We start from the raw sequence: 23,592 nt of genomic DNA, 5'->3' as shown, positions 1-23,592 counted from the left end.
CGCGCCTCAGTACATGTGCTGGCCGCCGTTCATGGCCAGGTTGCTGCCCGTCATGAAGGCCGCCAGGTCGCTGCAGACGAAGGCGACCAGGGCGCCGACCTCCTCGGGGCGGCCCAGCCGGCCGACCGGGATCTGGGAAATGATCTGGCTCTCCAGCACGTCGGGCGGCACGGCGGCGACCATGGCCGTGTCCATGTAGCCGGGCGATACCGTGTTGACGGTGATGCCCTTGCGCGCCAGTTCCAGCGCCAGCGATTTGGTGAAGCCGTGGATCCCGGCCTTGGCTGCGGCGTAGTTGGTCTGGCCGAACTGGCCCTTGCTGCCGTTGATCGAGGCGATGTTGACGATGCGGCCCCAGCCGGCCTCGGCCATGTCGTCGACGAAGGGATGGGTGACGTTGAACATGGAGTCCAGGTTGGTGCGCAGCACGCTGTCCCAGGCGGATTTCCGCATCTTGCGGAAGGTGCCGTCGCGCGTGATGCCGGCGTTGTTCACCAGGATGTCCACCCGGTGGCCGTCGGCCCGGATGCGTTCGGCCATGGCCAGGCACGAGGCTTCGTCGGCCACGTCGGCGCCGTAGGCGTGGAAGGTGTAGCCGTCGCCGGCCTGGGCCTGCAGCCAGGCGGGGACGTGGTCGTTGCCGGGGGAGTGGGCGACCAGGACGGTGTGGCCCTGCTCGTGCAGGGCGCGGGCGATGGCCTGGCCGAGTCCGCCGGTGCCGCCGGTGACCAGTGCGGTATGGGAAGAGGACATGGTGGGCTCCTTGGTGGGGTGGGAAATCAGGCCATGCTGCCGATGGTCGAACGGAACCGCCGCAGCGAGAGATGGAACATGATGGAACCGATGACCAGCAGCGCGGCGAACGAGGGCCAGACGACCTCGAAGCCGGCGCCCCGGTACAGGATCGCCTGCCCCAGCTCGACGAAGTGCGTGGTCGGCGCGGCCAGCATCAGGTCCTGGACGAACCGCGGCATGCTCTCGCGCGGCGTGGTGCTGCCCGAGAGCATCTGCAGCGGCAGCAGGATGAGGATCATCAGCATGCCGAACTGCGGCATGTTGCGCGCCAGGGTCGCCAGCCAGATGCCCATGGCGGTCATGGCGAACAGGTGCAGCGTGGCGCCGGTGAAGAACAGCGGCAGCGAGCCTTCGATCGGCACCTGCAGCAGGCCGCGCACGATGCCGTTGAGCGACAGGGCGGCGGCGGCCAGCACCACCAGGCTCATGGACCAGACCTTGGAGAGCATGATCTGCGCCGGCGTGACGGGCATGACCAGCAGGTGCTCGATGGTGCCGTGCTCGCGTTCGCGGATCAGGGCGGCGCCGGTCAGGATCAGCGACAGCATGGTGATCTGGTTGATGATCTCCATCAGGCCGCCGAACCAGGACTTTTCCAGGGCGGGATTGAAGCGCGCGCGCAGCACCAGGTCCACCGGCGGGGCCATCGACGGATTGCGCCCGCGCAGGAAGGTCTCGATCTCGTCGAGGACGATCCGCTGGATGTTGCCGTTGCCGGTGAAGGCCTGGCTCATGCGGGTGGCGTCCACGTTGATCTGGATCTCGGCCGCGCCGCCGGAGAGCACGTCGCGCTGGAAGTTCGGCGGGATGTTCAGCACGAAGGAATAGCGGCCGATGTCCATGCTGGGGTCCACTTCCTCGTGGCCGATCATGGCGGGCGGGATGAACTGGGGCGGATAGAAGGCGGCCGTGATCTGCTGGGACAGCGGGGAATGGTCCTCGTCCACGATGGCGATGGCGACGTGGTGCAGGGTCTCGGGCACGGCCGTGGCGGCGGTGTAGACCGAGACGGTGAAGGAAAAGGCGATCAGCACCAGCATGACGGGGTCGCGCCACAGGCTCCAGAGCTCCTTGATGCCCAGCCGCCAGATCGTGCCGAGGGAAGATTGCAGCCTCATGTCAGCGGTCCTGTTTGCGCAGAAGGGCGATGGCCGCGCCCAGGATGACCGGGATGGACAGCATCATCGGCCAGATCGAGGGCCAGAGGTCGCGGAATTCCAGCGCCTTGTTGAAGACGCCCCGGCTGATGGTGAACATGTAGGCGGCCGGGTAGGTCTGGCCGACGATCCGGCCCAGGCCCTCCAGCGAGCTGACCGGGTCCATCAGGCCCGAGAACTGGATGGCCGGGATCAGGGTGGCGATCATGGTGAAGAACATGGCGGCGATCTGGCTGCGCGTCATGGCCGAGGCCAGCAGGCCCAGGCCGGTGGCGGCGACGCAGTAGAGCACGCCGGTCAGCGCCAGGGTGGCGACGCTGCCCTTGATCGGCACGTCGAAGACCGTGACCGACAGCAGGCACATCGCCGCGAGGTTCAGCAGCGCCAGGCCGATGTAGGGGATCTGCTTGCCCAGCAGGAATTCCGTCCGCGTCACCGGAGTGACGTACAGGTTGATGATCGAGCCGATCTCCTTTTCGCGCACCACGGCCAGGGCCGTGAGCATGGCCGGCAGCATCATCAGCAGCAGCGGGATGACCACCGGCACCATGGCCGGCAGGCTGCGCACGTCCGGGTTGTAGCGGAAGCGCGTCTCCAGGTCGGCCGCCGAGGCGACCGGCACGCCCAGGCGTTCCCGCGCCTGCTGCGCCAGCCATTGCTGGTGCATGCCCTGGACATAGCCCTTGAGGGTCTCGGCGCGCTGCGGCATGGCGCCGTCGATCCAGGCGCCGATCTCGGCCGTGCGCCCGTGCAGCAGGTCGCGGCCGAAGCCGGGAGGGATCTCGATCGCCAGGGACAGCTCGCCGCTGCGCATGCGGCGGTCCATGTCGGCCTCGTCGAGGATGGGGGGATGCTCGACGAAGTAGCGCGAGCCCGACAGGTTCAGCGCATAGTCGCGGCTGATCGTGCTGTTGTCCCGGTCCAGCACCGCGAAGCTCAGGTTCTCCACGTCCATGCTGATGCCGAAGCCGATGACGAACATCAGCACCAGCGAGCCCAGCAGGGCCAGCGTGCCGCGCACCGGGTCGCGGCGCAGTTCCATGGATTCGCGCCGCATGGTGCTGAACAGGCGGCCCGGGCTGAAGGAGGGGATGCGCGGCGCCCGGCGGGGCGCGGGGACGGGGGTTCCGGGGTTCGCGCCCGCGCCCGCGGCGGGGGTCGCCGGCGCCTCGGGCGTGGCGGTCCCAGGTGCGGCGGTCCCAGGTACGCTGGTCCCAGGCGCGGCGGCCTCGGGCGCGACGGTCCCCGGGGACGGCGCGGGCTCGCCGCTGGCTTCCAGCAGATAGCCGATGAAGGCCTCTTCCAGCGTCCGGGCGCCGCGCTTGCGCACCAGCTCGGCGGGCCGGTCGCTGTCGAGCACGCGGCCCGCATGCATCATGGACATGCGGTCGCAGCGCTCGGCCTCGTTCATGAAGTGGGTGGAAATGAAGATCGTCACCCGGTCGCGCCGCGACAGGGCGATCAGCAGGCGCCAGAACTCGTCGCGGGCCACCGGGTCCACGCCCGAGGTCGGCTCGTCCAGGATCAGCAGCTCGGGCTCGTGCACCATGGCCACGGCCAGCGACAGGCGCTGGCGGATGCCCAGCGGCAGGCTGTCGGGCAGCATGTCCAGCGCCTCGCCCAGGCCGAAGCGCGCCACCATGGTCCGGACGCGCTCGTCGATGCGCTCCGGCGGGACGTGGAACAGGCGGGCGTGCAGGACCAGGTTCTGGCGCACCGTCAGCTCGCCGTAGAGCGAGAAGGACTGCGACATGTAGCCGACCCGGCGGCGCACGTCCAGGTCGTCGGGATCGATCTCGCGGCCGAACAGCCAGGCGCGGCCTTCGCTGGCGGGCAGCAGTCCGGTCAGCATCTTCATGGTGGTCGACTTGCCGCAGCCGTTCGAGCCGAGGAAGCCGAAGATCTCGCCGCGGCGGATGCGGAAGCTGACGTGATCGACGGCGACGAAATCGCCGAAGCGCATGGTCAGGTCGTGGGCCTCGATGGCGATGTCCTGCTCGCCGTCTCCGGGCAGCGGCGGAATCTCCACGGGGGCGTAGCCCTCGCGCCGGGCGGCCGGCAGCAGGTGGATGAAGGCCGACTCCAGCGTCGCCTGGCCCGTGGTCCGCAGCAGCTCGGCCGGCGTGCCGGTGGCGAGGATGCGGCCCGCGTCCATGGCGACCAGCCAGTCGAAGCGCTGCGCCTCGTCCATGTAGGCGGTGGCGACGACCACGCTCATCGCCGGCTGGCCGGCGCGGATGCGGGCGATCAGCTCCCAGAACTGGGCGCGGGCCAGGGGGTCCACGCCGGTCGTCGGCTCGTCCAGGATCAGGAAGTCCGGGTCGTGGATCAGGGCGCAGCACAGGCTGAGCTTCTGCTTCATGCCGCCCGAGAGCTTGCCGGCCGGCCGCGCCAGGAAGGGGTGCAGGCCGGTGCTGCGGGTCAGGTCGTCGATGCGGCGGCGCCGCTCGGCGGCCCCGTGGCCGAACAGGCGGGCGAAGAACTGCAGGTTTTCCTCGACCGAGAGAGTGGGGTAGAGGTTCTTCCCCAGCCCCTGAGGCATGTAGGCGATGCGCGGGCAGGTGCGCTTGCGGTGGGCGCGCCGCGCCATGTCGCCGCCCAGGACCTCGGCCCGGCCTTCCTGGATGACGCGGGCTCCGGCCAGGATCGACAGCAGGGTGGATTTGCCCACGCCGTCCGGGCCGATCAGGCCGACCATGCGGCCGGCCGGGATGTCGAGGTCGATGCGGTCCAGCGCCCGGGTCTTGCCGTAGCGGTGGCTCAGCCCCTGGATCCGGGCGACGGAAGCGTCCTGCGTCATGGGCTTACCCGGGCAGGCGGACGGTCAGGGTGTCGGGCCAGGGCCGGGAGGCGTCGGTGCGCACCCAGGCGACGCCGGGCAGGCCGGTCTTGACCTGCTCCAGGTGCTTCTGCAGCAGGTCCCGGGGGATGCGCGCCTTGATGCGGAACATGAGCTTCTGGCGCTCGCTGGCCGTCTCCACCGTCTTGGGCGTGAACTGCGCCTGGCTGGCGACGAAGGCGACTTCGGCGGGGATCACGTACTGCGGGGCGGCATCCAGGACGATGCGGACTTCGCTGCCCAGCGCCATGCGGCCGGCGACCGCCTCGGGCATGAAGAAGGTCATGGTCACGTCGGACAGGTCCAGCATGTTGAGCACGCGGCCGCCGGCGGCCAGGACTTCGCCCGGCTGGGCCACGCGCAGCTGGATGCGGCCGTCGCGCGGGGCCTTCAGGCGGCTGTCCTCCAGGTCGGCCTGGATGCGCGCCACCGTGGCGGCGGCGGCCGCCACGGCGGATTCGGCGCCCACCTGGTCGGCCCTGGCCGCCGCCACGCCGGCCTGGGCCGACACCACCTGGGCGCGGGCGGCGGCCAGGCCGGCTTCGGCACTGTGCAGCCGGGCCTGGTCGTCGTCCAGCTCCTGCTGCGAGGCGGCGCCGCGCTTGACCAGCGAGCTGGAGCGGTTCAGGCGCTGCCGGGCGGCGAACAGGTCGCTCTCGCGCTGCCTGACGACGGCCTGCGCGGTGGCGACGTCGCTTTCCCGCAGGGCGACCTGGGCCTGGGCCGCGACCACGGCATGGCCGGCCTGTCGCTGGCGCGCCTGGGCTTCCTCGAACTGGGCCTGCAGGGAATCCGGGTTCATGAGGGCCAGGGTCTGGCCGGCCTGGACGAAGTCGCCCTCGTCGACCAGGATCCGGTCGACCCGGCCGGGCAGCTTGGTGGCGATGTCGATCTCGGTGGCCTCGATGCGGCCGTTGCCCTGCATGAAGCCGGGGCCGGGGCCGCGGTCCTGGGACCAGAGCCAGGCGCCGTAGGCGCCGGCGGCCACGGCGGCGAGCAGGACCAGCGGCAGGGATTTCTTGATTGTGTCGGTGAGGTTCATGTGGCTCAGGGATCGGGATGGGGGATGGAGGCGGGGCGGCCCGCGGCCGGCGCGGCGGCGTCCGGCGCCTGGCCGGCGCCGCCGCCCAGGGCGGCGTACAGGGCCACCTGGCTCGACAGCCAGGCGCGGCGGACCTGCACCAGCTGCTGCTGGGCCGTCAGCAGGTCGCGCTTGGCGTCCAGGACTTCCAGGTAGGGCGCGGCGCCGCTGTCGTAGCGCAGCTGGGCCAGGTCGGCGCGTTCGGCCTGGGTGCGCGCCATGCGGGCCTGGATCTCCATCTGCCCGGCCAGGCCCTGGCGGGCCGACAGGGCGTCGGCCACCTCGCGGAAGGCGGTCTGGATGCTTTTCTCGTAGGTGGCCACCGCCATGTCGCGGCGCACCTCGGCCACGTCCAGGTTGGCCCGCAGGCGGCCGGCCGTGAAGATCGGGACTTCGATGACCGGCGCGAAAGTCCAGGCCTTGCTGCCGTCGCCGAACAGCCCGTCGAGCTCGGCGCTGGCCGTGCCGAAGCCCGAGGTCAGCGCGATGCGCGGCAGGAAGGCGGCGCGCGCGGCGCCGATGCGGGCGTGCGCGGATCGCAGCTGATGCTCGGCGGCGCGGATGTCCGGCCGGGCCAGCAGGACCTCGGAGGGCAGGCCGGGTTCCAGCCGGGCCAGCCGGGTGGCTGCCAGGTCGATGCCGCGGGTCGGCGCGATGCCGGGGTCGGTGCCCGCCAGCAGCGTCAGTGCGTGCGCGGCGGCGGCCCGCTCCTGCTTGAGCTGGGCCTGCAGGGATTCGGCCTGGATCAGCAGGGTGCGCACCTGGGTCAGTTCCAGCTCCGAGGACGAGCCGACCGCCTTGCGCTGCTGGAAGATGTCCAGGGACTGGCGCCGGTTGCGCACGGCCTCGTCGGCCAGGAAGGCGCGCTGGTCCAGTTCCCGCAGGGCCAGCACCGAATCGGCCACCTGGCGCACCAGCGCCACCTGCACGGCCTGCCGGGCCGCGTCGGTCGCCAGCCAGTCGTCCAGCGCGGCGTCCTTCAGGTTGCGGATCCGGCCCCAGAGGTCGATTTCCCAGCCGGTCAGGCCGATGCTCGCCTGGTGCTGCGACTGGATCTGCGGCTGGCCGGTCAGGGTGAGGTCGCCGGGCACGCGGCTGCGTTCGATGCTGCCCTGGGCGCCGACCGACGGCGCCAGGTCGGCGCGCTGGATGCGGTAGGCGGCCTCGGCCTCGCGCACGCGCAGCACGGCCAGCCGCAGGTCGCGGTTGTGCTCCAGCGCCAGGCCGATCAGCCGGCGCATGTCGGGATCCTGGAAGTAGTGCGCCCAGTCCAGGTCGTGCAGCGCGCGGACGGTGGCCGTGTCCGTGTCGGCGGGCCAGGCGTCGGCGACCGGCGGGGGCGGCAGGCGGGTCTCGGGCGCCAGGCTGACGCAGGCCGACAGGGCCAGCAGGCCGGCGGCGCCCAGGGCGCGCAGCAGGAGCCGGCCGCCGGCGATGCCGGCCCCGGAGGTGCGCGCGCCGCGCGGGGAGGGGCGGTGCGGAGTCTGCCGGGACATGGCTCAGGTCTCCCGCACGTAGCGCCCGGGGGCGTCTTCCAGGGCCGGCCGGCCGGGGATGCCCAGGGGCGGCGGGGCCTCGGGCTCGCCCGAGCGCTCCGCCAGCCACTGCGACCAGGCGGTCCACCAGGACCCGTCGTTGACCGGGGTGGAGGCCATCCATTCGTCGGGTGGCAGGAAGGGGTCGCCGGGCTGGCGGACGCGGATGCGGTACTGGCGGCGGGGATGGCCGGGCTCGTTGACGATGCCGGCGTTGTGGCCGCCGCTGGTGAGCACGAAGCTCAGCTCGCCCGGGAAGAACTGGTGCAGCTTGTAGACCGAGCGCCAGGGGGCGACGTGGTCGGTGACGGTGCCCACGGCGAACATCGGCAGCCGGATGTCGCCCACGGACACGGGCCGCCCGCCCACCGGGTAGCGGCCGGCGCTCAGGTCGTTGTTCAGGTACAGCCGCCGCAGGTACTGCGAATGCATGCGGGCGGGCATGCGGGTGGCGTCGGCGTTCCAGGCCATCAGGTCGTTCATGGGCCGGCGCTCGCCCAGCAGGTATTCGTGGATGGCGCGCGACCAGAGCAGATCGTAGGACCGCAGCATCTGGAAGGCGCCCGCCATCTGCTCGGCGCTGAAGTAGCCGCGCCGCCCCATCTGGGCTTCCAGCATGTGGACCTGGGCTTCGTCGATGAACAGGCCGATTTCCCCCGGTTCGCTGAAATCGACCTGGGCCGTGAACAGGCTGATGCTGGCGAGCCGCTTGTCGCCGTCGCGCGCCATGGCGGCGGCCGCGACCGCCAGCAGCGTGCCGCCCAGGCAGTAGCCGGTGGCGTGGACGCGGTGCTTCGGCTGGATGCGCCCGATGGCGTCCAGGGCGGCGAAGAAACCGTCGCGCAGATAGTCGTCCATGCCCAGGTCGGCGTCCTCGTCGGTGGGATTCTTCCAGGAGATGCAGTAGACGGTGTAGCCCTGGTCGCGCAGGAAGCGGACCAGCGAATTGTGCGGCGACAGGTCCAGGATGTAGTACTTCATGATCCAGGCGGGCACCAGCAGGACCGGTTCCGGGCGCACGGTTTCGGTCGTGGGGGCGTACTGGATCAGCTCGATCAGCCGGTTGCGCAGGACCACCTTGCCCGGGGTGACGGCCACGTCGCGCCCGACACGGAACTTGTCCGCCCCGGCGACCGGCATCTCGGCCTGGTGGCGGACGATGTCCTCCAGCAGATAGCCGCCGCCGCGCAGCAGGTTCATCCCGCCTTCCCGGACCGTGCGGTCGAGGGCGACCGGATTGGTCCAGAGCTGGTTGCCCGGCGACATCATGTCCAGCCACTGCCGCGCCCAGAACGAGACCTGCTGCAGGTGATGCGGATCGGTGCCGTGCAGGTCGGACGTGGCTTCCTCCCACCAGGCCTGGGTCAGCAGGAAGCCCTGGTGCAGCAGGTTGTACGGCCAGCGGCACCAGGCCGGATCGCTGAAGCGGCGGTCGGTCTCGGGCGGCGTGACGCAGACCCGCGACGGATCGCCGGACGCCCGCAGGCAGTCGTACAGATAGTGCGCCAGTTCGCCCTGGTGGCTGGCGGCCAGGCGCAGCAGTTCGGTCTGCTTGCCGGGCGAGGCCGCCAGGTGCAGGGCCCAGTCCAGCCACGCCAGGCTGAGCGAGGCGGGCGAGAGCGACGCGAAGGCGCGCGCCTGGCTGGCGTGGAAATATTGATCGGTGGCCCGGGCGGCGGCCCGGGAATCGATGGTGCGGCCGTTGGAAGATGGTGGCATGGCGGTCCCCCTTAACGACTTTTTAGTCGATAATTCACCTGCCAGTCCTGATGCAGATCAATGGCGCCGCCGAACTTTTCTTCCAGAATCAATCGCCATGCCGAACACGCCGCCCTCGAATCCGCCCGCCGCTGGCCAGCCGCCGGGCGCCGCGCCGCCCCCGCCGGCCGCCAGCCCAGGAACCGGCGCCTGCCCGCCCACGAGCGCCGCGACCAGATCCTGGACGCGGCCCTGCACGAATTCTCGGAGCGCGGCTTCGGCGCGGCGCGGATGGACGACATCGCCGCCCGCGCCGGCCTGTCCAAGGGCGGCCTGTATGCGCACTTTGAAAGCAAGGACGCCGTGTTCCAGGCGCTGATGCAGCGCATGCTGCTGCCGGACCTGCTGTTCGGCGAGCGGCCGCCCGAGCGGGCTCCCCAGGGCGATGCGCGGCAGCCGCAGGCCGCGCTGGCGGACCTGGTGGACGGTTTCCTGGATCGCGCCTATGCGCGGCTGGAGGACGATCGCTTCATCCGTACGCTGCACCTGCTGATCGCCGAAGGGCCGCGGATGCCGGATGTCCTCGGCGGCTGGCGCGACAACCATCTGCGCCTGCTGCAGAGCCAGCAGGCCCTGATGCGGCGCGCGGTGGAAAGCGGCGCGCTGCGCGACAGCGCGCTGACCGACATGGTGCAGCTGATCCACGCCCCCGTCCTGCTGGGCGCCGTGCTGAGGATGCTGCAGGACGACGAGCACGTGCGCGCCGTGCTGCCGCGTCTGCGGGCGGCCCATCGCCGCCTGCTGCTGGAACTGCTGCCGCCCGATCCCGCCTGAGGCCGGCCGGGCTGCTTGCCGTCCGCCTCGCGGCCCGCATCCGCGTCGCGGCGTGCCGGCACGGGACGGCCCGCCGGGGACCGTCCCGTATGCGGACTCAGCCCTTTTTCAGCCGCGCGAAGGCTTCGGCCATGGCGCCCTGGGGCGCGGCGGCGGGCCGGTCGGGCCGTCCGCCGCGCGGGCCGCCGCGCCCGCCCGGCCGGCCGTTGCCGGCGGCGGCGCCGGCCGCGCCGCCCGCGGCGCGCGGCTCCGGATCGTCCTTGCGCATGCTCAGGGCGATGCGCTTGCGCGCCACGTCCACCTCCAGCACGCGCACCTGCACCGTCTGGCCCACGCGCACCACGTCGCGCGGGTCCTTGACGAACCTGTCGGCCAGGGCGGACACGTGCACCAGGCCGTCCTGGTGCACGCCGATGTCCACGAAGGCGCCGAAATTGGCGACGTTGCTGACCACGCCTTCGAGGACCATGCCGGGCGCCAGGTCCTTGATGTCGTGGATGCCTTCCTTGAATGTCGCCGTCTTGAACTCGGGGCGCGGGTCGCGGCCTGGTTTTTCCAGTTCCGCGAAGATGTCGCGCACCGTGGGCAGGCCGAAGCGCTCGTCGGTGAAGTCCGCCGGGGACAGGCCTTTCAGGGAATCGGCATGGCCCATCACCGCCGTGGCGGGCCGGCCGATCTTGTGCAGGATGCGCTCGACCACGGGGTAGGCTTCCGGGTGCACGGCCGAGGCGTCCAGCGGATTGTCGGAGCCCGGGATGCGCAGGAAGCCGGCCGCCTGCTCGAAGGCCTTGTCGCCGAAGCGGGGCACGTCGCGCAGCGCCTGGCGGTTGCGGAAGGCGCCGTGCGCCTCGCGCCACTGGACGATGTTGCGCGCCAGGGACTGGTTCAGCCCGGACACGCGCGTCAGCAGCGGCGCCGAGGCCGTGTTCACGTCCACGCCGACGGCGTTCACGCAGTCCTCGACCACCGCGTCCAGGGAGCGCGCCAGCTCGCGCTGGTTGACGTCGTGCTGGTACTGGCCCACGCCGATGGCCTTGGGCTCGATCTTCACCAGTTCGGCCAGCGGATCCTGCAGGCGGCGGGCGATGGAGACCGCGCCGCGCAGGCTGACGTCCAGCTCGGGGAATTCCTGGGCCGCCAGCTCGGAGGCCGAATAGACCGAGGCGCCGGCCTCGGACACGACCACGCGCTCGAAGGCCAGTTCGGGGTGGCGCTCGCGCAGCGTGGCGACCAGGCGCTCGGTCTCGCGCGAGGCGGTGCCGTTGCCGATGGCCACCAGCCCGATGCGGTGGCGCGCGACCAGCGCGGCCAGGGTGCGCAGGCTGCCCTCGACGTCGCGGCGCGGCTCGAAGGGGTAGATCGTGGCGGTCTCCAGCAGCTTGCCGGTGGCGTCGATGGCGGCGGCCTTGACGCCCGTGCGGATGCCGGGGTCCAGGCCCAGCACGGCCTTCGGGCCGGCGGGCGCTGCCAGCAGCAGGTCCTTCAGGTTGGCGGCGAACACGCGGATCGCCTCGGCCTCGGCCGTTTCGCGCAGCCGGCCGATCAGCTCGGTCTCGAAGCCGGTCAGCAGCTTGACCCGCCAGGTCCAGCGGCAGACTTCGGCCAGCCAGTGCTGGCGCGGGGTGGCGCGGGCGTCGAAGCGCGCGTCCAGGTCCAGGATGTCGGCCACGCGCGCCACGAAGGGGTGCGGGGTTTCGGCCTCGCGTTCGGGGTCCAGCCCCAGGCGCAGGTCCAGGATGCCCTGCTGGCGGCCGCGCAGCAACGCCAGGATGCGGTGCGAGGGCAGGGTGCGCAGGCTTTCGCTGAAGTCGAACCAGTCGCGGAAGTTCGCGCCCTCGGTCTCCTTGCCCGCCACGACCTGGGCGGTGATCCGGCCGGTGTTCCAGAGCTCCGTGCGCAGCGTGTCGAGCAGCGTGGCGTTTTCCGCGAAGCGCTCGGCCAGGATGTCGCGCGCGCCGTTCAGGGCCGCGCGCGCGTCCTCGAAGCCGGCCTCGGGGTTCAGGTAGCCGGCCGCCAGGACCTCGGGTTCGGCCGCGGGATCGGCCAGCAGGGCGTCGGCCAGGGGCTCCAGGCCCGCCTCGCGGGCGATCTGGGCGCGCGTGCGCCGCTTCGGCTTGTAGGGGGCGTACAGGTCCTCCAGCCGCTGCTTGCTGTCGGCCTCCAGGATCTGCGTGCGCAGGGCGTCATCCAGCTTGCCCTGTCCGGCGATGGAGTCCAGGATCGCCACACGGCGGCCTTCCAGCTCGCGGATGTAGAGCAGGCGCACTTCCAGCTGGCGCAGCACCGTGTCGTCCAGCCCGCCGGTGGCTTCCTTGCGGTAGCGGGCGATGAAGGGCACCGTGGCGCCGGAGTCCAGCAGGTCCACGGCGGCCGCGACCTGGGCGGGCCGCGCGTCGAGTTCCGCCGTCAGCAGCCGCAGGATGCGGGCGGGATCGACGGCATGGGTCTGGGAGTCGGGGCTGGTCTGAGTCATGGATATCGCAAAGCAAAGTACCGGTACAAGCGGCGCATTTTGCCACACCCGGCCCGCCGGACCGGGATGCGTGGCGTATCATCCGGGGGTCGAACCCTATCCACGCCGTGCCCGCGCCATGTTTTCCGATGACCTCGCCGACCTCTTCGGCCCCGACGGCCCGCTGGTCCGCCAGCTGCCGGGCTACGTGCCGCGCGCGGCCCAGCTGGAGCTTTCCGAGGCCATCCGCGACACGCTCGACAGCGGCGGCGTGCTGATCGCCGAGGCCGGCACCGGCACGGGCAAGACCTGGGCCTACCTGGCGCCCGCCTTCCTCTCGGGCGGCAAGGTGCTGGTGTCCACCGGCACCCGCACCCTGCAGGACCAGCTGTTCCGCCGCGACATCCCGCGCCTGCGCGCCGCGCTGGCCCTGCCGGTGGACGTGGCGCTGCTCAAGGGGCGCGGCAACTACGTCTGCCACTACCACCTGGAACGCCTGGAGCAGGACGAGCGCGCCCTGAAGTCGCGCGACGAGATCTCCCAGCTGCGCGCCATCCGCCGCTTCGTGCGCGAGAGCGGCAGCGGCGACCGCGCCGACCTGCCCGAGGTGCCGGAAACCGCCGACATCTGGAGCCGCGTGACTTCCACCCGGGAAAACTGCCTGGGCCAGGACTGCCCCCACGTGCGCGACTGCTTCCTGCTGAAGGCGCGCCGCCATGCCCAGGAGGCCGACGTGGTGGTGGTCAACCACGCCCTGTTCATGGCGGACCTGGCGCTGCGGGAAGAAGGCATCACCGACCTGCTGCCCGAGACCCGGCTGGTGGTCTTCGACGAGGCGCACCAGCTGCCCGACACCGCCACCCGTTTCCTGGGGCAGAGCCTGTCGCTGCACCAGGTGCTGGACTGCGCCCGCCAGGCGGAAGCGGCCGGGCTGGCCCATGCGCGTGAAACCGTCCGCTGGAGCGAGCTGTGCCAGGCCCTGGACGCCGCCGCGCGCGACCTGCGCCTGGTCAGCGCCCCGGTGGGCAAGCTGCCGGGCGGCCGGGCGACCTTTGATCAGATCCCCGAGCCCGAGGCCTTCGACCAGTCCCTCGACCGCCTGGCGCAGGCGCTGGACGGGCTGACCGAATCCCTGGGCACCCAGGAGGAGCGCCACCCGGACCTGGCGGCGGCCGCCCGGACCGCCCGCACCCTGCGGGCCCGCCTGTGGCAATGGGCCCATCCGGCCCGCGGCGAAGCGGAAACCGAGGACCAGGCCGCCGTGCGCTGGATCGAGCACAGCGCGCACTCGGTGCGGCTGCAGCGCGCGCCCCTGTCGGTGGCGCGCATCTTTTCCGGGTTCCGGCGGCCGGGCCAGTCCTGGGTGCTGGCCTCGGCCACCCTGTCGGTGCGCGGCGATTTCCAGCATTTCCAGCGCCAGCTGGGGCTGGCGGACGCCGAGACGCGCAGCTGGGCCTCGCCCTTCGACTATCCGGCGCAGGGGCTGCTGTACGTGCCGCGCGCCTTGCCCTGGCCGGGCGACCCCGGCTTCACGGACGCGTTCGCGCGCGCCCTGCTGCCGCTGGTGGACGCCTGCGCGGGCGGCGTGCTGGTGCTGTGCACCACCCTGCGCGCGGTCGACCGGGTGGCCGACGTCCTGCTGCGCGGCATGCTGGCCTCGGACCGGCCGGTGATGCGCCAGGGCGAGGCCTCGCGCGGCGTGCTGCTGGAACGCTTCCGCGCGGCCGGCAACGCGGTGCTGGTGGGCAGCACCAGTTTCTGGGAAGGCATCGACGTGCCGGGCGACGCGCTGACCCTGGTGGCGATCGACAAGCTGCCGTTCGCCCCGCCCGACGATCCGGTGCTGGAGGCGCGCCTGAACGCCTGCCGCGCCGAGGGCGGCAATCCCTTCATGGAATACCAGCTGCCGCAGGCGGCGCTGCTGCTCAAGCAGGGCGCCGGGCGCCTGATCCGGTCCGAGACCGACTGGGGGGTGCTGGTGGTGGGCGACGGGCGCCTGGTGGACAAGCCCTACGGGCGGCTGCTGTGGCAGGGGCTGCCGCCCTTCGCCCGCACCCGGGACGCCGAGGTGGCCCTGGATTTCCTGGGCCATCCGCCCGGCCGGCGGGAGCCGGCCGGGCAGGATGTCGCGGGGGCCTGAGCCGCGCCCGGCGGCGGGCCGGCGTCAGAACCAGTGGCTTCGCGTCAGAACCAGTTGATGGGGTTCCAGCGGTTGACGGGCTCGTCCAGGCCCTGCTTGTAGTACTTGCTGTCCGGGAAATTCTTGTCCAGCACGCGCTTGGCGTCGTCGCGCAGTTCCGGCAGGTTGAGCTTGTCGTAGCTCAGCATCATCAGGTAGAGGGCCTTTTCCGCGACGGGCACGCCCTCGAAGTCGGTGACCACGGTCTGGGCGCGGTTGGCCGCCGCCACGTAGGCGCCGCGCTCGTAGTAGTACTGGGCGATGTGGACTTCGTTTTCGGCGATGGTGTTGACCAGCCAGGCGGCGCGCTTGCGGGCGTCGGGCGTGTAGCGGCTGTCGGGGTAGCGCTTGATCAGTTCGTTGAAGGCTTCGTAGGATTCGCGCAGGCCCTTGGGATCGCGTTCGCTGGGGTCCTGGCGCGTGAAGTTCGACAGCACGGCGCTGGGCGGCGTGAAGGTGATCATGCCCTTCAGGTACAGCATGTAGTCCGTGCCGGGATGGTTGGGGTACTGCTGCATGAAGCGGTCGATCGCGGCCTTGGCCTGCTCGGGTTCCTCGTCCTTCCAGTTGACGTAGGCCTGGTCGATCAGGGATTGCTGCGCATAGATGCCGAAGGGATAGCGGGCTTCCAGGGCTTCCAGATTCTTGCGGGCTTCGGACCAGTTGCCCGAACTGATGTCCGTGCGGGCCTGGCTGTAGAGGCGTTCCGCGCTCCAGCCGGCGGTCGGGTCGACGTTGGTCTTGGTCGAGCTGCAGCCCGCCGCGAGGGCCATGCACAGGCAAGCCAGGATCAGCCGGACATGGGTTGACAGGGCTTTCGGGAAAACGGGGGCATGCGCGGCCACGGGGCGTCCTTGGTCAAGGTGTTAGCATTGTCGGCAGATTATATGATTAGTCGCCATGCCGTACACGGATATCGCCACCGAAGACACTGGCCCCGACGCGCCCGAGGTTTTCCAGCTGCCGCTGGACGTCCTGCCGGACCGGCTGGACAAGACGCTCGCCCGCCTGATGCCGCAGCATTCGCGCAGCCGCCTGCAAGCCTGGATCGAGGACGGCCACGTCGAGGTCGATGGCGCCGTGGGCAAGGTGCGCACCCGGGTGGGGCCCGGCGCCCTCATCCGGGTCTGGCCCCAGCAGGCCCCCGAGGACCAGGCCTTCGTGCCCGAGGACGTCGCCTTCCGCGTCGTGGCCGACGCGCCCGACTGGATCGTGGTGGACAAGCCCGCCGGCCTGGTGACGCACCCGGGCGCGGGCAACTGGCACGGCACGCTGCTCAACGGCCTGCTGTTCCGCTACCCCGAACTGGCCCGCGTGGCGCGCGCGGGCATCGTCCACCGGCTGGACAAGGACACCTCCGGCCTGCTGGTCGTGGCCCGCACCGAGACCGCCCAGACGCAACTGGTGCGCCAGCTCCAGGCGCGCACGGTCAGGCGCGAATACTGCGCGCTGGTGCACGGCGCGCTGGCGGGGCGCGGCACGGTGGATGCGCCCATCGGGCGCGACGCCCGGGTGCCGGTGCGCATGAGCGCCGACCGCCCGGTGGCGCCCAAGCCCGCCGTCACCCACTACGAATCGCTGGGCGTCGGCCATTGCGGCGGGACCGTCGTGTCCCGCGTGCTGTGCCGCCTGGAAACCGGCCGCACCCACCAGATCCGCGTCCACATGGCCCGCTTGCGCCATCCCTTGCTGGGCGACACCCTGTACGGCGGCCGGCACGAAGCCGGCGCCGGGCGCCAGATGCTGCATGCGCGCGCCCTGGGCTTCGACGACCCCGCCAGCGGACGGCCCTGCGCCTTCACGGCGGAGCCGCCGGACGACTTCCGCCGCGTGCTCGACGGCATCCTCTGGGACGGCGATGGCGACGAGCGTGCTTGAACCGGCCCCCGGCCTGCGCGGCGTCACGGGCGAGCCCTGGCCCGGCGTGCGCTATTTCTCGACCTGGCGCGTCGGCGGCGTGAGCCTGCCGCCCCGCGACAGCCTGAACCTGGGCCTGCACGTCGGCGATGATCCGCTGGCCGTGCGGGAAAACCGCCTGCGGCTGCGGCGCGCCCTGCCGGGAGATCCGCTCTGGCTGGAGCAGGTGCACGGCACCGACGTGTTCGACGCCGATGCCGCGCCGGAGGACGCCGCGGCCGGACCCGCCCCCCGCGCCGACGCCGCCGTGACGACCCGGCGCGGCCGTCCCCTGGCGATCATGACCGCCGACTGCCTGCCGGTGGTGCTGGCCGACGAGGCCGGCACCGTGCTGGGCGTGGCCCACGCGGGCTGGCGCGGGCTGGCGGCCGGGGTGCTGGAAAATACGCTGGCCGCGATGCGCCGCCGGGCGCCTGCGGCGCACGGCTGGCGCGCCTGGATCGGCCCGGGCATCGGTCCCGCCGCCTTCCAGGTCGGCGCGGAAGTGCGGGACGCCTTCCTGGACCAGGACCCGGGGCTGGCGGCCTGCTTCGTTTTCCAGCCGGATCGCGGTCTTTTTGCCGCTGGGCCGCCCCAAGGCAAAAAGCGCCCCTCCGGGGGAATGGGCCTGGACGCGGAGCAGTCTCTGCGGACTGGCCTGCGCCTGGTGAATCCGAGCGGCATGCAGGCCGCGAGGTGGATGCAAGCGGCCGAAGGCTGCGCGGCGTGGGGGCCTCGATGGCTGGCCGACCTGGCCGGCCTGGCGCGCGCCCGGCTGCTGCGCGCCGGCGTCGAACGGGTGGAGGCGAGCGGAGAATGCACCTGGACGCGGGCGGACCGGTATTTTTCCCATCGCCGCGATCCCGGATCGGGCCGCCAGGCGACGCTGGCGTGCCTGACGGATCCGGGTGCCTTGCAAGGCGCGAGGTGGACATAGAGGAGGGCCGTTATTTTGACCCACGCCGGCTCCGGCATGCGCTCTATTCGGGCTAGCGACTTACCCGAATTGACGCAATTTGCCACAATGACAGAATAGACGAACGAAAGGTCCCGGGTCGTTTCGGGGTCCTTGCAGTACAAGGGATGGTGGAATGGCTGATCGGAATTCTTCACACAGGCGGACGCCGCCCGGGGTCGCACCCGCCCAACTGGCGTCCATTCAGTCAGATTTCACCCAGGCGTGGCAGGCGCTGCTGGACCGGTTCCGGCAAGGCGCGCTGACCCCGCCGGCCGACCGCCGTTTCGCTTCCGACGCCTGGGCCGCCAGTCCCCAGGCCCTGTTCTCGGCGCATGCCTATCTGCTCATGGCCGATGCGCTGCGGCGCCTGGCGCAGGCCGCCGATCTCGAAGAGGCCGCGCGCGAACGCCTGCAGTTCTCCGTCATGCAATGGATCGAGGCCGCTGCGCCGTGCAATTTCCTGGCGTCCAACCCCGACGCCCTGAAGGCCCTGGCCGACAGCGGCGGCGAATCCCTGCAGCGCGGGCTGGCGAACCTGATGCGCGACATGACGCGCGGCCGCATCACCCAGACCGACGAATCCGCCTTCGCGCCGGGCGAAAATCTCGCCGTCACCCCGGGGACGGTGATCCACGAAAACGCCCTGATGCAGCTCATCCAGTACCGGCCGCAGACGGCGAAGGTCCGCCGGCGGCCCCTGCTGATGGTGCCGCCCTGCATCAACAAGTTCTACATCCTCGACCTGCAGCCGGCCAATTCCCTGGTGCAGCATGCCGTGCAGGCCGGCTTCGAGGTCTTCATGGTGTCCTGGCGCAACCCGCTGCCGGACGACACCGACGGCATCGAGTGCAAGACCTGGGACGATTACGTCGAGGACGGCGTGCTGCGGGCCATCGAGGTCGTGCGCGACGTGACCCGCCAGCCGCAGATCAACGCCCTGGGCTTTTGCGTGGGGGGCACGCTGCTCGCCAGCGCCCTGGCCGTGGCGCGTGCGCGCGGCGAAGACCCGGTGGCCGCGCTGACCCTGCTGACCACCTTCCTGGATTTCCGCGAGACCGGCATCCTCGACGTCTTCGTCGACGAGCAGCATGCCCGCGCGCGCGAGCAGCAGCTGGGCGCGGGCGGCCTGATGACGGCGGGCGAGCTGGCCACCACCTTCTCGTTCCTGCGGCCTTCCGAACTGGTGTGGAACTACGTCGGCTCCAACTACCTGCTGGGCGAATCCCCCCGGGCCTTCGACCTGCTGGCCTGGAACGCCGACGGCACCAACCTGCCGGGGCCGTTCTTCACCTGGTATTTCCGCAATACCTACCTGGAAAACCGCCTCATGACCGGGCAGCTGCGCATCTGCGGCGAAGCCGCCGATCTCGGCGCCCTGGACATGCCCGCCTACCTGTACGCCTCGCGCGAAGACCACATCGTGCCCTGGACCTCGGCCTACGCCTCGACGCGGCTGCTGCGCGGGCCGCTGCGCTTCGTGCTGGGCGAATCCGGCCACATCGCGGGGGTGGTCAACCCTCCCGAACGCGGCCGCCGCGGCTACTGGTCCCAGGATCGGGACGCCGCCCTGCCGGGCGATCCGGACGCCTGGCTGGAACAGGCCGCCCATGCCCGCGGCAGCTGGTGGCCCGACTGGCTGGAATGGCTGGCCGGGCACTCGGAGGACTGGCGGCCCGCCCGCCGCACCCCGGGCAATCGAAAATATCCCGCCATAGAGCCCGCACCCGGGCGCTATGTCAAAGTCAAAGCAGTCTGAAAAGGAGAACACCATGAGCGGCAAACTGGCTTACGTGACGGGGGGCATGGGCGGCATCGGAACGTCGATCTGCCAGCGCCTCGCGAAAGAAGGCTTCACGGTGGTGGCCGGTTGCGGCCCGAGCCGGGACCACGCCAAGTGGCTGGACGAGCAGGCCGCGCTGGGCTACAAGTTCAGCGCCTCGGTGGGCAACGTGTCCGACTGGGATTCCACGGTCGAGGCCTTCGTCAGGGTCAAGGAACAATTCGGTCCGGTCGACGTGCTGGTGAACAACGCGGGCATCACGCGCGACGGCGTCTTCCGCAAGATGAGCCAGGAAGACTGGCGCGCCGTCATCGACACCAACCTGAACAGCCTGTTCAACGTGACCAAGCAGGTCATCGACGACATGGTGGACCGCCAGTGGGGGCGGATCATCAACATCAGTTCGGTCAACGGCCAGAAGGGCCAGTTCGGCCAGACCAACTATTCCACCGCCAAGGCGGGCATCCACGGCTTCACCATGGCCCTGGCCCAGGAAGTCGCCAGCAAGGGCGTCACCGTCAACACCGTCTCGCCGGGCTACATCGGCACCGACATGGTGCGGGCCATCCGCCCCGACGTGCTGGAAAAGATCGTCGCCACCATCCCGGTCAAGCGCCTGGGCACGCCGGAGGAAATCGGCTCCATCGTCGCCTGGCTGGCGTCCGACGATTCAGGCTTTGCCACGGGGGCGGATTTCTCGCTGAACGGCGGCCTGCACATGGGTTGATCATGGCACGCCACACCCATCCACCCCAGGCGGAACGGCTGATCAAGAAATACCCCAACCGCCGCCTCTACGACACCCAGTCCAGCGCCTACATCACGCTGGCCGACATCAAGCAGCTCGTCCTGGACAACGCGGTGTTCAAGGTCGTCGACGCCAAGACCGGCGACGACCTGACCCGCAGCATCCTGCTCCAGATCATCCTGGAAGAAGAATCCGGCGGCGTGCCCATGTTCTCGGCCGAGGCGCTGGCGCAGATCATCCGCTTCTACGGCCACGCCATGCAGGGCGTGATGGGCACCTTCCTGGAAAAGAACATCCAGGTGCTGATGGACATCCAGGACCGCATGGCCGAGCAGTCCCAGGGGCTGTACCAGCAGCATTTCGGCCCGGAAGCCTGGGCCCAGCTGATGAGCATGCAGACCCCGGCCCTGCAGAACATGATGAACAACTACATCGAGCAAAGCCGCGGCCTGTTCGTCCAGATGCAGGACCAGATGCAGGACCAGACGCGCACCATGTTCTCGGCCTTTCCCTTCGCCGGGCAGCCGCCCGAAGGCGGAAAGAAAAAGAAATGACCGCGGACCGGCCGGGCCCCGCGCCCGGTCGCGCCGCACCTTCGCGGCGCATTCTTTTTGATCCAACCCCGTTCCAATCCGGCCTCCGGGTGTTATAGTTTCGTAACGAGAATCATTCCTCTTATTACCACGGAGATCGTTCATGGTGAAAAAACTGTTCGTCGCGCTGGCTGGCATCGGCCTGGCTTCTTCCGCCCTGGCGGCCGAATACCCCATCGGCGAGCCCAGCGAGCTCAACGGGCTGGAAGTGGCGGCGGTCTATCTGCAGCCGGTGGAAATGGAACCGGAAGGCATGATGCGCGCCGCGAAGGATTCCGACATCCACCTGGAAGCGGACATCCACGCCACGGCGGACAACAAGAACGGCCTGCCCGAAGGCGCCTGGGCGCCGTATCTGAACATCCAGTACGTGCTGCAGAAGCAGGGCAGCGACAAGGTCCTCAAGGGCGACCTGATGCCCATGGTGGCCAACGACGGTCCGCACTACGGCGACAACGTCAAGCTCGAAGGCCCGGGCAAATACAACCTGACCTTCGTCATCGGCTCGCCCGAGACCGTGCACAACAACCACTTCGGCCGCCACGTGGACAAGGAAACCGGCGTCGCGCCGTGGTTCAAGACCTTCGAGGTCAAATACGAGTTCGTCTATGCCGGCACCGGCAAGAAGGGCGGCTACTGATCGCGGGGCGGCTGTCATGACGACACGCATGCGCGTCTGGATGGCCCTGGCGGCCCTGGCGTGGGCGGGCTGGCTGGCGCCGCTGCCGGCGGCCCGCGCCGCCGACATGCCGGTCTACACGCTGACCTTCAAGGCCGACGGCACCTTCGAGCCGGCCCGCCTGGAAGTACCGGCGGGCCGCTTCAAGATCGTCCTGGTCAACGAAAGCAGCGAGGCTGTCGAATTCGAGAGCCTGCCGCTGCGCAAGGAAAAGGTGCTCGGGCCGGGGGTCACCTCGTTCGTGGTGCTGACCCTGTCGCGGCCGGGCGAATATCCCTTCTTCGACGACTTCCATCCCCAGGTGAAGGGCACCCTGGTGGTGCTGCCCAAGCCCTGACGAGCATGGATGGATCCTGATCATCATGGAACAAGTCGGCTTCATCGTCTGGCGTGAAAGTGTCGAGGCCCTGCTGGTCGTCGGCATCCTGTATTCCTGGCTGCGCGCCTCGCCGGAAGGCCGGCGCGGCCTGCCCTGGCTGTGGGGCGGCGTCGGCGCCGGGCTGCTGCTGGCCGGCGCGCTGGCGCTGGTGCTGCTGGGGATTTCCTCCTGGCTGTCCGACGAGGGCCAGGAATGGTTCCAGGCCCTGATGGCGCTGGCGGCCTGCGGGCTGGTGGTGCAGATGGTCGTCTGGATGCGCGCCCACGGGCGCGGCCTGAAGCGCGAGCTGGAATCGGGCGCGTCCGAGCAGGTCGGCGGCGATCACTGGTGGGGCCTGCTCGCCCTGGTCATGATCGCCGTCGCGCGCGAAGGCAGCGAGACCGTGGTCTTCCTGTACGGCACCGTCCTGTCCTCGCAGGACGCCGGTGGCGTCGGCGCCATGGTGCTGGCCGGGCTGGGCGGGTTCGCGGCGGCGCTGCTGACCTTCTGGCTGCTGCAGCTGGGTGGGCGGATCATCACCTGGCGGCGCTTCTTCAAGCTGACGGAAATCCTCTTGCTGCTCCTGGCCGGCGCGCTGCTGGTGTCGGCCACGGACCGGCTGATTTCGCTCGACGTGCTGCCGACCCTGATGGACCCGGTGTGGGATACGTCCTGGCTGCTGGACACCGAAGGCGGGCTGGGCAAGGTCCTGGCCGATTTCGCCGGCTACCGCGCCTACCCCGCGCTGTCGCAGCTGCTGATCTGGCTGGCGTACTGGGGCATCGTGGCATGGCTGCTGCGCCGCGCCTCGCGCGGGGGCGCGCCGGCCGCCGCCGGGGCCAAGGCGGGCGCGGCGGCGTAGCGCGCCGCGGGTCTGGCGCGCCGCCGGTCGCTGGTCCCCGCGCGCCGTCGGGCCCGTTCGTGGGCTCCCGGGCGCCGGCGCCCCGTCCGCGGCGTCCGGGCCCGGGGGCCTCGGCCCTTCAGGCCCGGAAGCCTTCCAGCACGATCTTGCCCCGGGCGCGGCCGCTTTCCAGCAAGGCGTGCGCCTTTCGCAGATTGGCCGCGTCGATCGGCCGCAGGGTCTCGGTCAGCGTGGTGCGCAGCCGGCCCGCGTCCACCAGCCGGGAGACCTCGTCCAGCAGGCGGCCCTGTTCCTCGATGTCCACGGTCCCGAACATCGAGCGGGTGTACATGAATTCCCAATGGATGGACACCGACTTGCGCTTGAACAGCTTCACGTCGATGGCCTCGGGGTCGTCGATCAGGCCCAGGCGGCCCTGCGGCGCGATCAGTTCGGCGATCTGCGCCGCGTGCCGGTCGGTCGCGGTGGTCGAGAACACGAAGGCGGGCTGGCCGAGGCCCAGGGCCGCGACCTGTGCGGCCAGGGGCTGGCCATGGTCCACGACGTGGTCGGCGCCCAGCGCCTGGACCCAGGCACGGGTTTCGGGACGGGACGCGGTGGCGATGACGGTCAGGTCCGTGAGCGCCTTGGCGAGCTGGATGGCGATCGAGCCCACGCCGCCCGCGCCGCCGACGATCAGGACGGCGTTCGCCGCGCCGGGCACCGGGCGCCGCACGTCGAGCCGGTCGAACAGCATTTCCCAGGCGGTGATGGCCGTCAGGGGCAGGGCGGCCGCCTCGGCGTCGCCGAGCGAACGGGGCTTGCGGCCGACGATGCGCTCGTCGACCAGGTGGAATTCGCTGTTGGCGCCCGCCCGGTCCAGCGCGCCGGCGTAGAACACCGCGTCGCCGGGCTGGAAGCGCGTGGCCTCGGGGCCGGCGGCCGCCACCCGTCCGACGGCGTCCCAGCCCAGCACTTTCCACTGGCCGGGCTCGGGCGACACGTTCCGGCGGATCTTGGTGTCCACCGGGTTGACGGACACCGCCGCGACTTCGACCAGCAGGTCGCGGCCCCGGGGCGCGGGACGATCGAGTTCGATGTCGAGCAGCGCGTCGTCGCGGTCGAGGGGGCCGGCCTGCCGGTATCCGATGGCTTTCATGAGGCAACTC

Annotated in this window: 19 protein-coding genes; 10 read left to right on the top strand and 9 right to left on the bottom strand. The window is 70.8% G+C overall.

What is annotated here, in order from left to right; translation table 11 throughout:
* Window positions 1–6 precede the first annotated feature (6 nt).
* Genes phbB through BN940_RS12395 form a run of 6 tightly spaced genes read right to left on the bottom strand, consistent with a single transcriptional unit; the run spans window position 7 to window position 9,126 of the window.
* Window positions 7–753 (bottom strand): acetoacetyl-CoA reductase, encoded by a 747-nt coding sequence (gene phbB / locus BN940_RS12420; protein ID WP_043683519.1) that lies wholly within the window; start codon window positions 751–753, stop codon window positions 7–9.
* A gap of 26 nt (window positions 754–779) precedes the next feature.
* Entirely contained in the window at window positions 780–1,913 is a 1,134-nt protein-coding gene (locus BN940_RS12415) for an ABC transporter permease (protein ID WP_043683516.1), read from the bottom strand.
* Between the two features lies 1 nt (window position 1,914).
* On the bottom strand, window positions 1,915–4,752 hold the full coding sequence (gene rbbA, locus BN940_RS12410; RefSeq protein ID WP_043683514.1) for a ribosome-associated ATPase/putative transporter RbbA: 2,838 nt from the start codon (window positions 4,750–4,752) through the stop codon (window positions 1,915–1,917).
* A 4-nt stretch (window positions 4,753–4,756) separates the two neighbouring features.
* The gene (locus tag BN940_RS12405) at window positions 4,757–5,833 is read right to left on the bottom strand and encodes an HlyD family secretion protein (protein ID WP_043683511.1); all 1,077 of its coding nucleotides are present in this window, start codon (window positions 5,831–5,833) and stop codon (window positions 4,757–4,759) included.
* Between the two features lie 5 nt (window positions 5,834–5,838).
* Window positions 5,839–7,368 carry an efflux transporter outer membrane subunit gene (locus BN940_RS12400; protein WP_084330668.1) on the bottom strand — a complete coding sequence of 510 codons (1,530 nt, stop codon included), beginning with the start codon at window positions 7,366–7,368 and terminating at the stop codon, window positions 5,839–5,841.
* A 3-nt stretch (window positions 7,369–7,371) separates the two neighbouring features.
* Window positions 7,372–9,126 carry a PHA/PHB synthase family protein gene (locus BN940_RS12395; protein WP_043683508.1) on the bottom strand — a complete coding sequence of 585 codons (1,755 nt, stop codon included), beginning with the start codon at window positions 9,124–9,126 and terminating at the stop codon, window positions 7,372–7,374.
* A gap of 60 nt (window positions 9,127–9,186) precedes the next feature.
* Between BN940_RS12395 and BN940_RS19525 the strand changes: the two genes are divergently transcribed.
* Window positions 9,187–9,939, top strand: coding sequence for a TetR/AcrR family transcriptional regulator (locus BN940_RS19525; protein ID WP_084330667.1), 753 nt, complete (start codon window positions 9,187–9,189; stop codon window positions 9,937–9,939).
* Window positions 9,940–10,036: 97 nt separating this feature from the next.
* Here the strand turns inward: BN940_RS19525 and BN940_RS12385 are convergent, their stop codons facing one another.
* A complete protein-coding gene (locus tag BN940_RS12385) occupies window positions 10,037–12,412 on the bottom strand; it encodes a Tex family protein (RefSeq protein WP_043683504.1) in 2,376 nt (791 codons plus the stop codon).
* A gap of 118 nt (window positions 12,413–12,530) precedes the next feature.
* Here BN940_RS12385 and BN940_RS12380 point away from each other — a divergent pair, with 118 nt between their 5' ends.
* Window positions 12,531–14,531 (top strand): DNA repair helicase YoaA, encoded by a 2,001-nt coding sequence (locus tag BN940_RS12380; RefSeq protein ID WP_043683501.1) that lies wholly within the window; start codon window positions 12,531–12,533, stop codon window positions 14,529–14,531.
* Between the two features lie 44 nt (window positions 14,532–14,575).
* Here the strand turns inward: BN940_RS12380 and BN940_RS12375 are convergent, their stop codons facing one another.
* Window positions 14,576–15,358 carry an outer membrane protein assembly factor BamD gene (locus tag BN940_RS12375; RefSeq protein WP_173424593.1) on the bottom strand — a complete coding sequence of 261 codons (783 nt, stop codon included), beginning with the start codon at window positions 15,356–15,358 and terminating at the stop codon, window positions 14,576–14,578.
* 112 nt (window positions 15,359–15,470) lie between these two features.
* On the opposite strand from BN940_RS12375, the gene BN940_RS12370 reads away from it, so the two are divergent.
* The 8 genes from BN940_RS12370 (at window position 15,471) to BN940_RS12335 (ending at window position 22,444) form a co-directional block, all read left to right on the top strand.
* Complete coding sequence (locus tag BN940_RS12370; RefSeq protein ID WP_043683495.1) at window positions 15,471–16,448, top strand: RluA family pseudouridine synthase; 978 nt, start codon at window positions 15,471–15,473, stop codon at window positions 16,446–16,448.
* Window positions 16,429–17,403, top strand: coding sequence for a peptidoglycan editing factor PgeF (gene pgeF / locus BN940_RS12365; protein WP_052355828.1), 975 nt, complete (start codon window positions 16,429–16,431; stop codon window positions 17,401–17,403). The genes BN940_RS12370 and pgeF overlap by 20 nt, the downstream gene beginning before the upstream one ends.
* A 154-nt stretch (window positions 17,404–17,557) precedes the next feature.
* Window positions 17,558–19,180 (top strand): PHA/PHB synthase family protein, encoded by a 1,623-nt coding sequence (locus BN940_RS12360; protein WP_043683493.1) that lies wholly within the window; start codon window positions 17,558–17,560, stop codon window positions 19,178–19,180.
* 13 nt (window positions 19,181–19,193) lie between these two features.
* Window positions 19,194–19,931 (top strand): 3-ketoacyl-ACP reductase, encoded by a 738-nt coding sequence (locus BN940_RS12355; protein ID WP_043683491.1) that lies wholly within the window; start codon window positions 19,194–19,196, stop codon window positions 19,929–19,931.
* A 2-nt stretch (window positions 19,932–19,933) separates the two neighbouring features.
* Window positions 19,934–20,506 (top strand): polyhydroxyalkanoate synthesis repressor PhaR, encoded by a 573-nt coding sequence (gene phaR, locus BN940_RS12350; RefSeq protein ID WP_043683488.1) that lies wholly within the window; start codon window positions 19,934–19,936, stop codon window positions 20,504–20,506.
* Between the two features lie 142 nt (window positions 20,507–20,648).
* Window positions 20,649–21,185, top strand: coding sequence for an iron transporter (locus tag BN940_RS12345; protein ID WP_043683485.1), 537 nt, complete (start codon window positions 20,649–20,651; stop codon window positions 21,183–21,185).
* Between the two features lie 16 nt (window positions 21,186–21,201).
* On the top strand, window positions 21,202–21,561 hold the full coding sequence (locus BN940_RS12340; protein ID WP_409360373.1) for a cupredoxin domain-containing protein: 360 nt from the start codon (window positions 21,202–21,204) through the stop codon (window positions 21,559–21,561).
* A gap of 25 nt (window positions 21,562–21,586) precedes the next feature.
* Window positions 21,587–22,444: an FTR1 family iron permease gene (locus tag BN940_RS12335; protein WP_043683481.1), complete on the top strand. Its 858-nt coding sequence runs from the start codon at window positions 21,587–21,589 to the stop codon at window positions 22,442–22,444.
* A 118-nt stretch (window positions 22,445–22,562) separates the two neighbouring features.
* Here the strand turns inward: BN940_RS12335 and BN940_RS12330 are convergent, their stop codons facing one another.
* A complete protein-coding gene (locus tag BN940_RS12330) occupies window positions 22,563–23,582 on the bottom strand; it encodes a zinc-binding alcohol dehydrogenase family protein (protein ID WP_043683479.1) in 1,020 nt (339 codons plus the stop codon).
* Between the last annotated feature and the right edge of the window lie 10 nt (window positions 23,583–23,592).

The organism is Castellaniella defragrans 65Phen (assembly GCF_000612685.1).
Taxonomy (GTDB): Bacteria; Pseudomonadota; Gammaproteobacteria; order Burkholderiales; family Burkholderiaceae_B; genus Castellaniella; species Castellaniella defragrans.
Note: the sequence above shows the minus strand (reverse complement) of the source record. Positions and strands in the feature narration are given on the sequence as shown.

Excerpts from the sequence above, each read along its gene's own strand:
- phbB (WP_043683519.1), bottom strand. The coding sequence starts at position 753 with ATGTCCTCTTCCCATACCGCACTGGTCACCGGCGGCACCGGCGGACTC.
- BN940_RS12415 (WP_043683516.1), bottom strand. The coding sequence starts at position 1,913 with ATGAGGCTGCAATCTTCCCTCGGCACGATCTGGCGGCTGGGCATCAAG.
- rbbA (WP_043683514.1), bottom strand. The coding sequence starts at position 4,752 with ATGACGCAGGACGCTTCCGTCGCCCGGATCCAGGGGCTGAGCCACCGC.
- BN940_RS12405 (WP_043683511.1), bottom strand. The coding sequence starts at position 5,833 with ATGAACCTCACCGACACAATCAAGAAATCCCTGCCGCTGGTCCTGCTC.
- BN940_RS12400 (WP_084330668.1), bottom strand. The coding sequence starts at position 7,368 with ATGTCCCGGCAGACTCCGCACCGCCCCTCCCCGCGCGGCGCGCGCACC.
- BN940_RS12395 (WP_043683508.1), bottom strand. The coding sequence starts at position 9,126 with ATGCCACCATCTTCCAACGGCCGCACCATCGATTCCCGGGCCGCCGCC.
- BN940_RS19525 (WP_084330667.1), top strand. The coding sequence starts at position 9,187 with ATGGCGCCGCCGAACTTTTCTTCCAGAATCAATCGCCATGCCGAACAC.
- BN940_RS12385 (WP_043683504.1), bottom strand. The coding sequence starts at position 12,412 with ATGACTCAGACCAGCCCCGACTCCCAGACCCATGCCGTCGATCCCGCC.
- BN940_RS12380 (WP_043683501.1), top strand. The coding sequence starts at position 12,531 with ATGTTTTCCGATGACCTCGCCGACCTCTTCGGCCCCGACGGCCCGCTG.
- BN940_RS12370 (WP_043683495.1), top strand. The coding sequence starts at position 15,471 with ATGCCGTACACGGATATCGCCACCGAAGACACTGGCCCCGACGCGCCC.
- pgeF (WP_052355828.1), top strand. The coding sequence starts at position 16,429 with ATGGCGACGAGCGTGCTTGAACCGGCCCCCGGCCTGCGCGGCGTCACG.
- BN940_RS12360 (WP_043683493.1), top strand. The coding sequence starts at position 17,558 with ATGGCTGATCGGAATTCTTCACACAGGCGGACGCCGCCCGGGGTCGCA.
- BN940_RS12355 (WP_043683491.1), top strand. The coding sequence starts at position 19,194 with ATGAGCGGCAAACTGGCTTACGTGACGGGGGGCATGGGCGGCATCGGA.
- phaR (WP_043683488.1), top strand. The coding sequence starts at position 19,934 with ATGGCACGCCACACCCATCCACCCCAGGCGGAACGGCTGATCAAGAAA.
- BN940_RS12345 (WP_043683485.1), top strand. The coding sequence starts at position 20,649 with ATGGTGAAAAAACTGTTCGTCGCGCTGGCTGGCATCGGCCTGGCTTCT.
- BN940_RS12340 (WP_409360373.1), top strand. The coding sequence starts at position 21,202 with ATGACGACACGCATGCGCGTCTGGATGGCCCTGGCGGCCCTGGCGTGG.
- BN940_RS12335 (WP_043683481.1), top strand. The coding sequence starts at position 21,587 with ATGGAACAAGTCGGCTTCATCGTCTGGCGTGAAAGTGTCGAGGCCCTG.
- BN940_RS12330 (WP_043683479.1), bottom strand. The coding sequence starts at position 23,582 with ATGAAAGCCATCGGATACCGGCAGGCCGGCCCCCTCGACCGCGACGAC.